Genomic DNA, 17097 nt, shown 5'->3' with positions numbered 1-17097 from the left:
TTATTCATCTCTGGCGAAGTTGATAATATAAGCCTCACCTTTATCAATTACCGATTTTAATGGGTACTTCACCGCAAACGCTTCTGGCACTTTATTCTGCCACCAATCAACCACATCTGCTGTCCCCCCTAGCCCTCGACTTTCTTTTCCATCCCAGATTGCGATAAGATCATCAGCGAACGTGACTAGATGTGCTCCTAAAGAGGCGTATTGACGAGCACGCGCAGATTGAGTGTCTGCTTCCATGTCAGCGACATGTTGATAAATCGGAGGAATTTCGCTATACCAAAGAGCGCGGTAGATATATTGTTCGAACTCGTTATTATCATTTTCAAAATCTGTTTTATAAAGCTCATAGGTCATTGGTAGCAATGCAATGAATGGTGCGTTTAAAATTATTCTCGCTCGCTCAACAACTAACCTGTCTGCTCCCTGTGCCAAGCCACTCACAAGTTGAATGTGGTCATGCGGGTAGCGCAGCTTAATTTTCAATAAGGTGTTGTCAATTTCTTTAACCAGCTTACTATGCTGGGCAGGTGATAAGGCATTAAAGCGATGCCCTGTCACAGCGATTGTTCTTACACGCTGTAACCCAAACTCAAATTCTCTATTTTTTGCCATCGCTTGCAAGTCGTTAACTGTATTAGTAAAAAATTCATTATTGCCTTGTTTTTGTTGTGCATTAAGTTCATCCCAGGGCTTTAATAATGGATGTTGTTTTATTAAGTTAGAGCGCACATTATTAAACTGCCAGCCATCAATACGGCGTTCAGCGCACCATCGAGTATGCTCCATAGCGGACATTAAATTAAGCTCATCGCTACTAAGCTGAACATTATGGTTGGCTGAGCAAAATTGCACACCAACCGCCGCAAGCTTATTATGCCAGCTCAAAGCGAATTCACGATTTGCTTCTTTTAGGCTATAAGGTAACTCTTGCCATGAAGTACATTGGGCTGGGGCTTTATTACCAACAACATAACTGTGCTCATGAGTGCGCTTTGCTAATAGCGAACCTTGTGGCTGGGTAATCGAACTGATATTGATGTCTTTGCTGTTATTATTGAAAGCAAATAAATTATCTGGTATTTCTTGCGTATGCGGATTAGGGCTACCCCTTACCTCATTATGATCCGTGGCATAAATAATAGGTGCCATAAATAAGCTGTTTTTTAACATGATATTTCTCAAAGCCAAAGCAACTGAAAAACTATTTATTTCTTCATGTTCGAATATAAATACCTGTGTTGCATTCGTCATTAAAGGTAATAATCGATGTGGTTGATTAATTAACTCCAATGCACTTTCATCAATTAAATGCAGCTCAGTTGCCGCGGAGATAGCCGTTAACTCGACTTGTAAAGCAGCATTTTGCTGACCCGTCACCATAGTAATAATGGGCGCCTTTAAGGTTTTATAAATGGCACTTTTTGCCATCGTTCTTGCCAGATCAAGCGCGTTATCATTGCAACCAAATATAATAACATTCGCGCGGGAAACTCCCTGGATATTAGCATAACGTGCCAAAGGGTACTGTTGTAATAGGTGCTCAGCAAGTACGTGGCTTTTTCGCCAAAAGTGTAGTTCTGTTTGCGTATTATTTATAAACCGGGGTAATTGCTTTAACTGCTCTGCCAAAATTCGACTATGTAAATGGACAAAAATGTGCGGAGTGCATGTGCTATTAGTCTGTTTGAGAAGAGGCAGCACTTGCTCTGCAGTCGCTATGTTTTTATTGTCATCACCGCAGCAAAAGAAAATATTTTTTGCACCGCTAACATTGATCTTTTTTACTACCTTTGCATTAATCTGACCATTAAAAACTATCGCACCACGCTTCTTTAACATAGCAATATTACTATTTTGACTTTGCAGCTCTATCGCAATCACTTTTTTGCCCTGCTCAAGCGCCGAAACCGCAATGGCCGAGCCCTTATTACCAAGGCCAATTATCAATTCAAAGCCATTACGAGGACGTAACATATGAGCTATTAACTGTTTTGCGCCATCAAAAATTAAGACAAAGAAAATTAAAGCCGTGGTTAATGGCGCAGCAAAGCGTGCAAACTCAATAAATAGATTCATATGCTGATGTTTATGGAGGTCTTGAGTCCAATCACCGCTGAACGCAAACAAACCAGCTATTGCATAAATATTGTTTGCTAACGGTTCATCCCATTTGGGCGTCAATGAGATCCCCAATAGCCCAACCAGCATAATGAAGATAAATAACCCAAATAAAAACAAGCTCGATTTTTTTTCAGTATCCATAACACCTAATTATTATTGTTTGTAAATACACACTTTTATAATAACGGCACATTGTGGTTACTGCCACTTATAATAAGGAAGGTCATTGCGATACTTTAGGCGGCTTCAAATGTTTAATAAGGTACGAGCTGCTATAAGTTGTGGATTGATAACATGTTCACTTTCTATCTTAAGTGGGTTTAGGTTCTGTAGAGGAAATCTAACTAACAGCCTTTTATATCTGTTTTACTCTGTTTATAAGCCTCCAGCCACATCAATAAAAGCGCCTGTTGTAAATGATGATTGCGCTGAAGCTAAAAAATATATTGCAGCAGCAACTTCTTCTGGGTAGCCGCCCCTGCCTAATGGCAAGTTATGTTTCAAGCGATCGACACGACCAGCCTCGCCACCATCTCGGTGCATATCTGTATAAATCAATCCCGGTCTGACCGCGTTTACACGCACACCCTGCTTAGCCACTTCTTTTGCTAAGCCAATCGTTAAACTATCTATTGCCCCTTTCGATGCAGCATAGTCAATGTATTCGTGTGGAGACCCTGTACATGATGCTCTGGACGAAACATTAACAATACTGCCACCCGTACTCATGCGTTTAATCGCCTCACGCGAGCATAAAAAAGCGCTAGTCACATTCGTGCTCAATACGTCATTAATGCGTGCAGCATCCATATCGAGCAAGCTCATCTGAGGCTTTAAAATGCCTGCATTATTTATTAGAACATCAATCTTGCCAAAGAGATGATCTAATTTAGCAAACATAGCAACGACGTCACCTTCATTAGATACATCACCTTGAACTACTTCAGCTCTCACACCCAAACTACGCACTTGCAGAGCAACATCATTTGCTTGTGTCACGTTATCTTTATAGTTAATACAGACATCATAATTAAAGCGTGCAAAATACACCGCTGTTGCAGCTCCTATTCCTCGGCTGGCGCCAGTAATGAGTACTACGGGGTTGTCTTTCATACACAGTCCTTTCAAAAGAAGGTTTGCTTTAATAGCAAAACGATAATGGCAGTAACAGGTATACAGTATATGGAATTATAGCGATTGATTGAACAGCAAATCCGATTATTCGCCGTTCAATAACAGGGTCATTTAAGCGCTGCGATAACTGAAATTTCAACAAGTAACGCATCACGAGCCATTTTAGCTTCAACACATGCACGGGCAGGTGCATATCCTTCAGGCACCCATGCATCCCAAATAGCATTCATATCAGCAAAGTATTCCATGCTTTTTACATAAATAGTGGCACTGAGCATATGCGATTTAGAGCTACCCGCTTCTTCAAGCAATGCCTCTACTTTATCAAGCATAGTTTGTGTTTGTTCTTTTATACTCTGCTCAGCATCTGCGCACACTTGACCACATAAATAGACAGTACCGTTGTGTTTTACGATGCGGCTCATGCGTGCACCCGTTTGAAGACGTTCAATAGTCATTGTTATTCTCAACTTAATTAGTGTGGCAGTAATTTAGCAAAAAATAGAGGGGAAAGGTTAGTTTTACGATTGAAATTAATTAATGCACATTTTACTGAAAGTTTAGGTTTAAACAGGCACACTTGCAGGCGCGTGAATACTTAGGTATTGGCTTTTCTGAGTTGTATCGTCGTAGCTAATAACAGCAACCCCACCCGTGTTAAAAATAGGCATATTACCCTGGCTCAACTGATCGACTAAGTAACTCACAATCGGCATATGAGCAACAACCAACCAGGTATCACACTCTGGGTGCATTGCAATGAGAGTTTCGAGGTAATCAGCAGCAATTTGAGGGTTTCCATCAGGAGTGATGTCTGTGCATGTTTCTTCAAACGTAAATGCATTATGTTTTTTAACACCCGTTGCTGTTTGCTGAGCACGGACATAAGGGCTCACTAACAAAGCCGTTGGTTTATGGGTTGCCTGAAGCCACATGCCCATTTTTTCAGCTTGTTGCTGACCAACTAAAGTGAGGTTTCTTGTTGTGTCGTCAGCTTGCATCGGTGTTGCTTCGCCGTGGCGCATTATTAGAATTGTTTTCATAAAAAATCAACCGATTAAAGAATATAAAACAGTAGCCAGTTTGCCAGTTTGTCCGCTATATTAAAACAAAGCAACATCTATCGCGCATGATATTCAGGTTTAAAGGCAATGCGAAAACATACCTGAGCATATCACCATTTAGAACAGATAAACGCGACTTTCAGGAGCATCATTTGAATATCAGCCGCAATGATAACAGAACATACCACGCCCTAACACTGGACAATGGTCTAAAAGTACTGTTAGTGCAAGATAAAGATTCGACAAAGGCTGCTGCGTCGATGGCTGTCAATGCAGGTCATTTTGACGATCCTCTTGATAGGCAAGGTCTCGCACATTTTTTAGAACACATGCTTTTCTTAGGCACTGATCAATTTCCTGAATCAAATAGTTTTAGTAATTTTGTTTCTCAAGCGGGCGGCAATACCAATGCATGGACTGGGACTGAGCATACCTGTTATTTTTTTGATATAAACAACCAAGAGTTTGAACATGCCTTAACACAATTTAGCCGTTTTTTTATCGCGCCTTTATTAAGCCCTGCCGAAACAGAAAAAGAGCGCAACGCCATAGATGCTGAATTTAAGTTAAAAATAAAAGATGATAGCCGCCGAATTTATCAAGCTCATAAAGAAACCGTTAACCCCGCCCACCCTTTTGCAAAATTTTCAGTTGGTAGCCAACAAACATTAGCCGATCGTGAAACATGTATTAGCGATGAATTGCGCCATTTTTTTAACCGCTTTTATCAAGCACAATGGATGACGCTAGTGCTGTGCTCTGATGCTGATATTGCCTCAATGCAAAAATGGGTTACCACTTTATTTAGCGATATAAAAGGCAGTGATAAAAACAAACCTGTCATCGAAGCTGAGCTCTATCGCCAGCAAGATCTTTGTAAAGTGCTACATATTGAACCTCATAAACATATGCAGAAACTAATTGTAAGTTTTGCTATGCCAAACATTGATGAGTTTTATCGCCATAAAACGGTGAGTTTTATTGCTCACTTACTCGGGTATGAAGGGCAAGGTTCGCTCTACTCTATTTTAAAAGAGCAAGGTTGGATCAATGCATTATCTGCCGGTGGCGGCATAAACGGCAGTAATTTTAAAGACTTCAATATAAGCATGGCGTTGACTGATGAAGGCATTGAGTATTACGAAGACATTGTTGAAATGGTTTTCGAATATATTTGTCTAATCAATCAAAATACGCAAAAGCTCCCAAGGCTCTACCAAGATAAAAAAAACCTATTGAAAATTGCATTTGATAACCAAGAAAAAGCGCGCTTAATAGATTGGGTCAGTAACTTAAGTATTAATATGCAGCACTACGATGAAGCCAATTACGTGCAAGGTGATTACTTAATGGAGGGGTTTAATCTGCGCGCACATGACACTGCGATGCAATGGCTCACTCCTCGCAATATGCGTTTGGTACTTATTCATCCTGATGTAGAACCTGAGCATAAAACACAGTGGTACCACACTCCGTATCGGGTAGAAGAACTTTCAAGCTGCTGGCTTGATGCTCTAACTGAAATAAATACGCCTTTGCCACACATGCTATTGCCCACAGCGAACCCGTATTTAACAAAAGACGTAACCTTATTAGATGTTGAGCATCCTAAAACCCAACCTACGTTACTGGTGAAAGAACCGGGCTTTGATTTTTGGTTTAAACAAGACAATACATTTCGCGTCGCTAAAGGTCACTTTTACCTAGCTATGGACTCTCATTGTGCCGTAAAAGATATTAAGCATATGGCACTCACTCGTTTATTCGCTGACTTATTTATGGATAGTGTCGCTGAGCAATTTTACCCTGCAGAATTAGCTGGGCTTAGTTACCATTTAACATCACACCAAGGTGGTTTAACCCTTCATACCGCAGGTTTATCTTCGAGCCAATTGGCATTAGTTAATGAGTTACTAAGCGCATTATTTAACGTTGAAATATGCGCTAAGCGTTTTGCTGAATATAAAAAACAGCTAGTTAGGCATTGGCGAAATAGTAATCACAATAAACCTGTGGGTGAGTTATTTAGTGTTCTTGGTGCTAAAGTTATGCCATGGAACCCGCAACCAGATCAGCTTGCCAACGCACTTAAAGACACCAGTTTCCATCAATTTAATTGCTTTAGAAAAGCGTTTTTCAATGCCCTGCATGTGGAGTCTTTTTTACATGGAAATTGGCAAGAAAAAGATGCCATTGAGTTTCAAAAAGAAGTCGCTAACCACTTAGCCAAATCAGCAACGATTCAAGATTTAACACGCCCATTGCACGTAATAGAAAAAGTGTCTCGAGTGGAGCTTGAGTTAAACTGCAGCGACAATGCAATGGTCATTTATTATCAAGCACAGAGTGCTGAAGTAAGTGAAAAAATAAAAATGATGGCGCTAAATCACCTGATCAACCAAGATTACTTTAATGAGCTACGAACAAAGCAACAACTAGGCTACCTCGTTGGCGCTGGGTACGCACCTTTTAATACACGAGCAGGCATTGCCTTTTACGTGCAATCACCAGACTATTGCCCATCAACCTTACTAGCACGCCATAATGAATTTATAACCCTTGCGCTAGAAAATTTAAATCAATTAGACGAAGCACAATGGCAAATTCAAAAACACGGCCTCAAAACACATATTGCTGAAAAAGACAAAAATTTACGACTTCGTTCACAACGTTTATGGTTAGCAATTGGAAATCAAGATCACACATTTAACATGCAAAAAAAGCTGTTGAGCGCGCTTGAGGCACTGACAATAGATGAAATCAAAACATATATGCGTGAAACCTTTGATGATGATCGCGCAAGATATGAGCTACTGAGTTACCCTAAGGCAAAGAAACTTGCAAAAGATTCAGTTTCCTCGCATTCCCTTTGACACAACCAAAGCGTTCATTTAGATTATCAAGTGCAAACTAAAGAAGTGCATAATGATAATAAAAATAACGTTCAACCTGACATTACTTGTAAGCCTTGTTTTAAGCTTTAGCGTTTTGGCTAATAGCGGTCAAATGTTTGATCAAAAAACCTTACAATTTTATATACCCAGTGCATTTGTTGCACTGGTTTTGCCGTACCTGTTATTTACCATTCACAGACTTCGCCGATCACGTAAGCAACTACGACTATCAGAACACCGCTTAAAAAGTACCGTTGAAGGCAGTGGAGATACCCTATGGGATTGGAATGTAAAAACAGGTGAGATGTTACGCATAAACGACAAGTATATGATGAACAGTGATACCCAAAAGAGCTTCCCTCCTAATAAATCGCTTATACATCCAAATGATTTACCCAATGTCGAGCTACTTTTAAAACAACATTTTGCTGAACAGAGCGCTTTTTTTGAGGCCAGCTATCGGATAAAGGATAGTTTTGATCGATGGCGCTGGGTACTCGACCGTGGAAAAATCATTGAAAAAGATGCCAACTTAAAACCGCTTAGAATGACAGGGACCGTTCGCGATATCACTCGTTTAAAGTCTACTGAAGCGCGTCTTAACTTATTCGCAAAATGTGTAGAATCACTGACAGACGCCCTCGCTATCTATGATAGAAACTTTAACCTTGTTGACCTAAACCCCAGCTTTTTAAGCCAGTTTGGTGGTACTCGAGAGCATTATTTAAATAAGTCATTTTCACTCGTGGGTTATGAAGAAAGCTACATCGAAGAAATAAAAGACACCGTTAGACGCACCGAGCATTGGCAGCAAGAAGTCAAACTACGCAATGGTGAGCGTAAAATACTGCCCTTTGAAATTTCTATTGACGAAATTAAAAATGAATACAACCAAGTATGCAACTACGTCGTTGTGTATTCTGATTTAACTGAACGTAAAAAAGCAGAGTCTCAACTGCATAATTTATCCAATAGAGACAGAACGACGGGTCTTCCTAATCGCAACTTATTTTTCACTGACTTAAAAAAATTAGCTAAGAAAGATGATCATCATGCGTTATTGGTGTTTGATTTAGATGATTTTAAAAAAATAAATGACTCCTTAGGACACCAATTAGGCGACAGTCTTCTAGCAAAACTAGCAATGCGGTTAAACAAGCTCACTCGTGAAAAAGATGTATTTTACCGCTTGGGTGGCGACGAATTTGCGTTGGTCATGTCGGGGACTAATGATATTCACACCATCACACGTATGGCTAAACAATTTTTAGCAGCCATTGCGACTCCTTTTAAAATGGCAGGCCACGAATTAGTAATTACATCAAGTTTGGGCATTGTGCTGTACCCTGAGGATGGCAACACCCCTGAAATACTGCTAAAAAATGCGGACACCGCGATGTATCACGCTAAAAAGAAAGGCAATAGCTACTTATTCTTTAATGACACCATGAATCGCCAAGCAGTAAAACGCTTACAAATCGAAAACTTGATGCGTTTTGGTTTAAAAGAAGACCACTTTGAAGTGTATTACCAACCTAAAATGAATATTCGCACGGGTAAGTTTACCGGTATGGAAGCGCTCGTTCGCTTTATCACCCCTAAAAAAGGCATTATTAGCCCAGGCGTATTCATCCCTATCGCAGAAGAAACCGGGCAAATCATTGAAATCGGTGAGGTTGTTCTCAACAAAGCGTGTCGCGATGTAAAAGAGTGGTTAGATGCCGGCTTATTTAATGGTCGCGTTGCAGTTAACCTATCAGCAAAACAATTTAGCTTGCCTGATTTAACCACACGTATTGATATCATTTTGCAAAAAAATGAACTTCCGTCTTATTTCTTAGAGCTTGAAATAACGGAAGGTACAGTAATGGATGACCCACAAGACGCGATTTCTATTATGCGCTCATTAAGCGCACGAGGAATTCATTTAGCAATGGATGACTTTGGTACAGGGTATTCTTCACTGGCCTATTTAAAACAATTTCCACTCAACACACTAAAAGTAGATAAAGCTTTTATTGATGATATGGAAACTGAGCGTGGCCGCAACATGGTTGATTCAATCGTCACAATCGCTCACAACCTTGATTTACATGTGGTTGCCGAAGGGGTGGAACAAGCCAAACAAATTACAGTGCTAGAGCAACTCAATTGCGAAACAATGCAGGGATATTATTACTCTAAACCACTCTCAAAAACTGAGTTCACTGCGTTTTTGAAGAAACAATACAGCGACTCACAACCTAGCTTAATTCACCAAGCTTAAGGGCGCCAGACACACGCATCAGCGCCAACAGTGCGAAGTAATGCTCTACGATAGTGAACGTTAAATAAGTACCAGGCTATGGGCCCGAGTAACCCTGCCAGTACAACCCAACGCTTAACAGGCATGCCTTTTTTATTCACGTCTAAATACATAATGGCGATAAACACGACGCTGATCACAAAATACAAAGCGGGCCTCTTTAGGGTGGTTAATAAATGAGCGCGAAGTTTACCCAATCCATAGGTTGATTAAAAGTTTTGATTCTAAATAGCTGTCATTTTCTAAAATGATACTGAAACAAAAAAGCCGACAGTAAGGCGGCTTTCGTATATCTTCACTAAACTGCTAATTTATTTTTCAGCGCGGCCCATGAACTTTTGCTCAGCAGTATTAATACGAATACGATCACCCGTAGAAATATGCTCCGGTACTTGAATAATTAAACCCGTTGATAATCGCGCTGGCTTTGAGCGAGCGCTCGCTGAAGCGCCTTTAATTGAAGGGTCTGTTTCTTCTACAACCAGCTCAACACTTGATGGTAAATCTAAGCCGACAGGTGCGCCATCAATAACAATTACGTGAACGCCTTGTGTCTCTTCGTTTACAAACAAGATTTCTTCACTGATAGCATCTTTATTTAGGTTATATGGTGTGTAATCTTCATTATCCATAAACACATATTCATCCCCATCAATGTAAGAAAACATTGATTCACGACGAATTAAATCAGCTAATTTAAGCATGTCACTGTCTTTGAATGTTTCGTCAACTTTACCGCCTGTCACTACATCGTATAAACGCATACGGTATAAGCTTCCGCCAGCACGGCCTTGAGGCACAGAACGAACAATATCTTTAACCACTAACACGCGGTTATTGAACTCAATAGCAGTACCCTTTTTAACTTCACTTGCCTTAGGCATTGGTGTCTTCCTGTAATTTATTAATCCACAGAAACATACCACGAAATCAGCATTGTTCAATAAAAACCAAGTAACTTCGCAGAAGTTTTTGTACAACCTAGTAACTAACGCCAGAGAATACTGGCGTTAGTTATCTTCTACTTAACCTAAAAGCCAACTTTAACCCCTGCAGATAATTCACCAACATCGTTTTCAGCCACTTTGTAATACGTGTATTTTAGCAATAGTTCCGTATTTTCATACACTGCATACCCCACGGAAACACCTGCATAAGGGCGTGTATCGGTTTCTTTATACTTTAACATTGCCCCGCCCGTCATTTCACTTTGTGTTTTATACTGATGATGATAAGCCCCCAAAAATAGCGTTGAAGAAAGGGATTTTGATGGAATAAAACGATAACCTATCTCTGCTGCAATACCATTTGGCAAAATAGGCACATAACGAGACAAGTCAGAGTGTATATCGTTTGGCGTCGTCGTGTTTGCTGTTAGCTCAACACGCCCTTGCCCTAAATCAATATACCTCAAACCCATTTGCCAATTTCGAGTTAAGTTATAATAAGCGCCTAATGACCAACTGGTATCCTCATCGTCAACTAAAACAACACTTGCGTTTTGTTTTGGTGCAGGCAAGGAAGTTTTGGCTTTAGCTTGACCTACAGTTCCCTCAAACGTCCATGCGTTTGCCACTGCACCTGAGCTGAGCAAACACCCCGTCGTGACAACAGCAAAAGCAGGTAACAGTGATTTTCTGCGACTAATAACAAGCACTGAAATTAACAATAACCCTAATCCTCCCATACTCCCTCCTGATGACTTGTTACTAATGGCAACCGATTTAACAGCCTTTATAATTACCTCAACCTGTGCTGAAGACTGTGCACCTTTACTATCTCTGATAGTGTAATCAATCGTATCAACCCCTTCAAAGCCAACTTTTGGTGTGTACTGCAATGTACCATTTATATTAATTGAAGCGGTTCCTTGTGTAGCTTGTGCATCGACAATAAATAACTCATCACCATCTATATCGGTATCATTTCGCAGTACGTCTATTTCTATTGATGCCTGATCTGTTGTTGAAGCTGTGTCAAACACCGCTGTGGGCGCGTTGTTAGTTACAAGGTTCACTTTAGCCGTACTGTTAGATGTACCGCCTTGACCATCACTTATGCTGTATTCAATAGTCGCAACCCCAACAAAAGATGCTGGTGGAGTATAGAACAACTGATTGTCAACAATACTGACTTGACCAAAATCAACGGTTGCACCTGTTAATAACAGTGAATCATCATCTAAGTCGGTATCATTATTTAATACATTAATAGTAATAGATTCTCCTGCCCCGATTGTTACTTCATCTGGTTTAGCTTGTGGTAGTTGATTTGTGGTACGAACAACGGCGACACCACCTGGATCAACAATAGAGCGGTTTGCTTCACCATCATCATCGTTTGGCCCCCCATCAACAATCTGTAGTTGAACACACCATGAACCTTCAACTAACCCTGTAGTCCATTCATTACTCAATGGTGGAGGGCAATAACCAGGCTCACCGGCTGCCGAGAGTATTTGGTTTCCATCCGTTGTAACAAAGTCTACCCATTCACCGTCTTTCAGTTTTCTGTATACCGAGTTTTCAGAGATTGGATTTCTCTGAGGGAGCACAATACTATAAGTGTCGCCGGCATTTGGTAAACCAGACGCAATAAAATCAAACAATCCGCCAATGTTTATCGCATCATCGTCAGCAGGTAACTCACTGTCAAGCAGCTGTACACCACCTGTTTCATTTTGAGATACTGTTACCCCTTTTCGGATACATACGCCTGGCTCACCTTCAACCAAGAACTTATTACTGTCTTTAACTTGCTCCTGCATAACATTACATTCACTGATTGCGTCAAGGTAATCTGGAATACCGTCATTATCACTGTCACTGTAGCCTTCTTGATCGTCTGGCACTAAATCACCATCACTATCTTGTTGCGAGAGTGTTTCAAGTGCTTCGATGACCTCAATATAGACATCTCTTGTTGATGAAAGACGTGGTTGCCCATCATCCTCTGCAGTAACTGAAACCTTATAGATGCCTACACCCAAAGACTCTGTTGAGAAAGTAAACTCACGTTCATTGCTGCTGATGTTGGTAAGTGTCTCATCAGCAGAAAGCCAACTTAAACTAACATTGTCATTGGGGTTAACATCTTCTGCGGTGCCAGTAATGGTGACAGGCTCATCACTAATGGTAACCAATGTTCTTATTTGGTCTCCTTGCTTAACCGATGTTGTAATTGTAGGTGCGACATTCTCTTCAACAATATCAATGGTGGTGGTTGATTTAGCGCCTAGGTTTATAGTATCCGCGAGCGACACTGTAATTGTTTCGTTGCCTTCTACCTCTGAATCAGCAAATACAGTGAAAGTCACACGGCCTTCAACCCCCTCTTCGATAACGATTTCGCCAGATGTTAAGTCATGATCTGAACTATCAGAAGAGCCCGCTACAGTGTAAGGAATAACGACCGGATAAACTGGAGATTCACCATTTAAAAAGACACTAAATCGATGATTCTGATCTTCAGCTACTTGGCTATCTTTACTTAAGGAAATGAGCGGGAACACATTAATTGTTTGTGTCGCGATTGCTTCAAGACCATTACCATCAACGGCTTTCCAATATACCAAATGATTACCTGGTGAAAATAGCAAGTTTGAATCAACCAAAGACACACCAATGCGATTCCCTTGGCTATCTGATGCTAGCGGTACACCTAAGTCAACTTTCGTGAATAACCCTTTTGCGTCAACATCGACATCTAGAGGAGTTTCAATTGTTGGTAAATTATCGCCTAATTGATTTAACGTTAATCTAGCTGTTGATTTACTGCGCGCTTTGTCAGGGTCTTCAATCAAGTAATTAATCTGGATTGTTCCCTGTGTACTTGCTTGAGAGGTGTAAACTATCAACCCATTTTCAATAGTAACCGATCCTACACTCGCGCTTGCACCTATTATGCTTAATTGCTGTTCATCAGCATCGGTGTCATTTTCTAGTACATCAAGCGTGTAAGTATTTTGTTCATTTTCATCAAACTCGAAAATATCAGGGTTTGCTACCGGAAGATCGTTCACCGAAGATACATCTAAGTTTACCGTCGCCAGTGCTGATTGTTCTAACCCATCACTAGCTAAGTATGTAAAGCTATCACGACCAAAGTAATTTAGGTTTGGCGTGTAAGTAAACGACGTGCCTTGCAGGGTTAATGAACCAAACTGTGGCTGCGAGTTAATAACTAAAGTTATTACATCCCCATCGGCATCCATGATTGTCGGTGAGAACGTGATGGCATCATCCTCAAGTAAATTCAGCGTAGCATCTTGTGCAACAGGTGCTTCATTTGTGTCATTCACCTTAATTGAAAATGACGCTAAGCTTGCAGTCATGCTGCCATCACTAACACTGATCACAATGCCAGCTTGTGTACCCACATCCTCATTTGTTGGTGTGCCACTTAGTCGCCCTGTTGTGGTATCAAAGCTCGCCCAACTTGGCTTATTCGTGATGCTAAAGCTTAATGTGTCACCGTCCATATCTTGTGCACTTGGCGTAAAGCTGTACGTTTCATCCTCGTTCACTTGCGTCGCGGGCACGCCACTGATACTCGGCGCATCATTGGTGTTAATTACCGTTATGCTAAATGGCGCTAAGCTTTGCGTTTGCGTGCCATCACTCACACTGATAATGAGGTTGCTGTAACTACCAACTTGTTCATTCAGTGGCGTACCGCTCAATTCACCCGTTGCGCTGTTAAAGCTTAACCAACTGGGTTTGTTACTGATACTAAACGTTAAGGTGTCGTTGTCGGCATCACTCGCTGTTGGAATAAATTGATAGCCGCTGTCTTCGTTCACTGACGTTGCAGGTGCACCGCTTATCAACGGTGCGTCATTTATACTCGTCACTGTGATGGCGATATTCGCCACCTCTGAGTTTAGCTCGCCGTCATTGGCGACAACACTGACTGAGTCACTGCCATTAAAGTCACTGTTTGGTGTGTACACCAAACTATTGCCCGTTAAGCTTACGCTGCCATTGACCGCGTCCGTCACCACGGTATAACTCAGACTTTGTCCTTCAATGTCTTCACCCGATAAAGTCACTGTTAGTGGTGTATCTTCATCTGTTGACAAGGCTTGCCCTGCGAGCGTTGGTTGGTCGTTAATCGGGGTTATCGTTAATGATACCGTCACAGCATCCGAGTCAACCTCACCATCATTGGCTACAAACGTAAAGCTGTCTGCGCCGTTGGCGTTCGCGGTTGGGGTGTAAAGCCAGCTGTCATTACTTTGCTGTACCAAGCTGCCTTTTGTGACTTCATCAACAATACGGTAGCTCAAGGTGTCTTGGTCGACATCGGTTGCCACTAATGTCAATAGAATTGAACCGTCTTCATCCAGTGTTTGCGCTTGTGCGCTGGCCACTGGCTTGTCGTTCACTGACGTTACTGTCATCGTGACCGTAGCCACATTTGAAACTGCACCTTGGCTGTCTTTTACTGTGTACGTAAAGCTGTCATTACCAAAGAAGTTGGCATTCGCCGTGTAAATAATTGCCCCGGTATTGGTAACGCTTGTTTGACCGTTCGTTGCATCACTCACCACCGTGACACTGCTTACATCGAGGCTGTCGCCTTCGTCAACATCACTGTCATTACCCAGTACATTGACTTCAAACTGCCCCTCCTCTTGCAGCTGCGCAGTGTTATCAAGTGCCACGGGCGCATCATTAATCGCATTGATTGTCAGCGTCACAGTCGCGGCCTCTGAAGCCAGCCCTTCACTGTCTGTCACGGTGTAAGTAAAGCTGTAAACACCGTTGATGTTTGTCTTCGGTGTAATGGCTAAACTGCCATCGGCATTGACACTCACACTGGCAAAGCTGTATTCACCTACGCCATCTCCTTTATCTTCTAACAATACATTCGCGCCATTGAACCCTTGGTCTTCAACGTCTGAATCATTCGTTAGAATGGCAATACTCGTGGCGGTATCTTCGTCTGTAGTTACTGCATCATCAACCACTACTGGGCGGTCATTCACGGCACCAATATTAATCGTCACCGTTGCGGTGTTAGAGGCTAAACCTTCGCTGTCTGCAATGGTGTACGTGAAAGTGTCTTGGCCGACTTCGTTACTGTTCGGTGTATAAACAAAGGTACCTGCGGTCTCATCAATGCTTACTTGCCCTTTATTTGGTGAGCGCACAACCGTGATTGCACCTGTGGGTATAACATCTTCCACATCAGTTGTTTGCGATCTTAGCACGGTGACAACAGACGCTGTATCTTCTAATGTATTAACCTCTATAGCAGCTGCAACGGGTGCATCATTGACTGGTGTAATATCAACAGTCACTGTTGCAGTATTTGATGTATTCCCTGCAGCATCTTTAACTGTATACGTAAAGCTATCAGTACCTGTTTCGTTTTGTGTAGGAGTATACGTCGCGACACCATTGGTAATGCTGACATTACCTTTAGTCGGTGCCACTAACACGGCAGCTGATGCAACGACCATATCACCTTCTGCATCGGTGTCATTATCGGTCAAGCTAAATGTAATGCTGGTATCTTCATTAGTTTGCGCCGTATCATCCTGCGCCACTGGTGCGTCTGCTATGGCGTTAATCGTCAGTGTTGCAGTATAAAGCGGTGACAATTCGTCTAAACTATCTTTAATTTGATAGGTAAAGCTGTCAGAGTTATCTTCCCCGCCATTATGCGCATAACTAAAGCTACCATCGGCTTGTGCTAATAACTCACCAAATTGCGGCTGACTTACAATAACCAAAGACAAGCTGTCTCCGCTATCGATGTCGTCATCAGTGGCGTTACTTAATAAGCCGGTGGCACTTGTCACCGTTAATGTTTGTGCTTCATCCAATGTAAATGCAGCGTTTTGTCCCACCGGTGCATCGTTGGTGTTGGTCACCTCAATCGCAAAGACCGGTAAGCTGACGCTCACAGTACCATCCGATGCACTTATTACAATGCCTTGCTGTATGCCAACATGTTCATCCGTTGGTGTGCCGCTGATTGCCCCCGAATTAACATCAAAATTAAGCCAACTTGGCTTATTACTAATGGAGAACACAAATACATTGTTATCAACATCAGTGATTGTAGGCGTGAATGAATAAGTACTGTCTTCTGCTATGGTTGTACTCGGTGCGCCCGATATCACAGGCGCATCATTAATATTAATGACCTCCAAGCTAAATGCAGATAGTGCTGCAGTCATGCTGCCATCACTAACACTGATCACAATGCCAGCTTGTGTACCCACATCCTCATTTGTTGGTGTGCCACTTAGTCGCCCTGTTGTGGTATCAAAGCTCGCCCAACTTGGCTTATTCGTGATGCTAAAGCTTAATGTGTCACCGTCCATATCTTGTGCACTTGGCGTAAAGCTGTACGTTTCATCCTCGTTCACTTGCGTCGCGGGCACGCCACTGATACTCGGCGCATCATTGGTGTTAATTACCGTTATGCTAAATGGCGCTAAGCTTTGCGTTTGCGTGCCATCACTCACACTGATAATGAGGTTGCTGTAACTACCAACTTGTTCATTCAGTGGCGTACCGCTCAATTCACCCGTTGCGCTGTTAAAGCTTAACCAACT

9 protein-coding genes are annotated in these 17097 nt (G+C 41.8%); 2 read left to right on the top strand and 7 right to left on the bottom strand.

Annotated elements, in window-relative coordinates:
- From ATS75_RS14815 to sixA, 4 genes are all read right to left on the bottom strand, one after another.
- A complete protein-coding gene (locus ATS75_RS14815) occupies positions 1-2271 on the bottom strand; it encodes a RyR domain-containing protein (RefSeq protein WP_058561205.1) in 2271 nt (756 codons plus the stop codon).
- A 234-nt stretch (positions 2272-2505) separates the two neighbouring features.
- The gene (locus tag ATS75_RS14810) at positions 2506-3243 is read right to left on the bottom strand and encodes an SDR family oxidoreductase (RefSeq protein ID WP_058561204.1); all 738 of its coding nucleotides are present in this window, start codon (positions 3241-3243) and stop codon (positions 2506-2508) included.
- A gap of 128 nt (positions 3244-3371) precedes the next feature.
- Positions 3372-3722 carry a RidA family protein gene (locus tag ATS75_RS14805; protein WP_058561203.1) on the bottom strand — a complete coding sequence of 117 codons (351 nt, stop codon included), beginning with the start codon at positions 3720-3722 and terminating at the stop codon, positions 3372-3374.
- A 108-nt stretch (positions 3723-3830) separates the two neighbouring features.
- Positions 3831-4307: a phosphohistidine phosphatase SixA gene (gene sixA, locus ATS75_RS14800; RefSeq protein WP_058561202.1), complete on the bottom strand. Its 477-nt coding sequence runs from the start codon at positions 4305-4307 to the stop codon at positions 3831-3833.
- A 173-nt stretch (positions 4308-4480) separates the two neighbouring features.
- Here sixA and ATS75_RS14795 point away from each other — a divergent pair, with 173 nt between their 5' ends.
- Complete coding sequence (locus ATS75_RS14795; RefSeq protein WP_058561201.1) at positions 4481-7201, top strand: insulinase family protein; 2721 nt, start codon at positions 4481-4483, stop codon at positions 7199-7201.
- Positions 7202-7334: 133 nt separating this feature from the next.
- Positions 7335-9488 carry an EAL domain-containing protein gene (locus tag ATS75_RS14790; RefSeq protein ID WP_414858291.1) on the top strand — a complete coding sequence of 718 codons (2154 nt, stop codon included), beginning with the start codon at positions 7335-7337 and terminating at the stop codon, positions 9486-9488.
- On the opposite strand, the gene ATS75_RS20505 is transcribed toward ATS75_RS14790, so the two are convergent.
- The 3 genes from ATS75_RS20505 to ATS75_RS14775 all read right to left on the bottom strand — a co-directional run.
- Positions 9485-9676: a hypothetical protein gene (locus tag ATS75_RS20505; RefSeq protein ID WP_058561199.1), complete on the bottom strand. Its 192-nt coding sequence runs from the start codon at positions 9674-9676 to the stop codon at positions 9485-9487. The two genes, ATS75_RS14790 and ATS75_RS20505, sit on opposite strands and share 4 nt — an antisense overlap.
- A 162-nt stretch (positions 9677-9838) precedes the next feature.
- Entirely contained in the window at positions 9839-10411 is a 573-nt protein-coding gene (gene yeiP / locus ATS75_RS14780; protein WP_058561198.1) for an elongation factor P-like protein YeiP, read from the bottom strand.
- A gap of 146 nt (positions 10412-10557) precedes the next feature.
- The coding region (locus ATS75_RS14775; protein WP_152996231.1) for an Ig-like domain-containing protein at positions 10558-17097 on the bottom strand (6540 nt) is incomplete at its 5' end.

It is taken from the genome of Pseudoalteromonas sp. H105, from assembly GCF_001469215.1.
Taxonomy (GTDB): domain Bacteria; phylum Pseudomonadota; class Gammaproteobacteria; order Enterobacterales; family Alteromonadaceae; genus Pseudoalteromonas.
This window is presented reverse-complemented; position numbering and strand designations above follow the sequence as displayed.

Coding starts and splice junctions, on each gene's coding strand:
- ATS75_RS14805 (WP_058561203.1), bottom strand. CDS start 3,722: ATGACTATTGAACGTCTTCAAACGGGTGCACGCATGAGCCGCATCGTA.
- sixA (WP_058561202.1), bottom strand. CDS start 4,307: ATGAAAACAATTCTAATAATGCGCCACGGCGAAGCAACACCGATGCAA.
- ATS75_RS14815 (WP_058561205.1), bottom strand. CDS start 2,271: ATGGATACTGAAAAAAAATCGAGCTTGTTTTTATTTGGGTTATTTATC.
- yeiP (WP_058561198.1), bottom strand. CDS start 10,411: ATGCCTAAGGCAAGTGAAGTTAAAAAGGGTACTGCTATTGAGTTCAAT.
- ATS75_RS14810 (WP_058561204.1), bottom strand. CDS start 3,243: ATGAAAGACAACCCCGTAGTACTCATTACTGGCGCCAGCCGAGGAATA.
- ATS75_RS14790 (WP_414858291.1), top strand. CDS start 7,335: ATGTTTGATCAAAAAACCTTACAATTTTATATACCCAGTGCATTTGTT.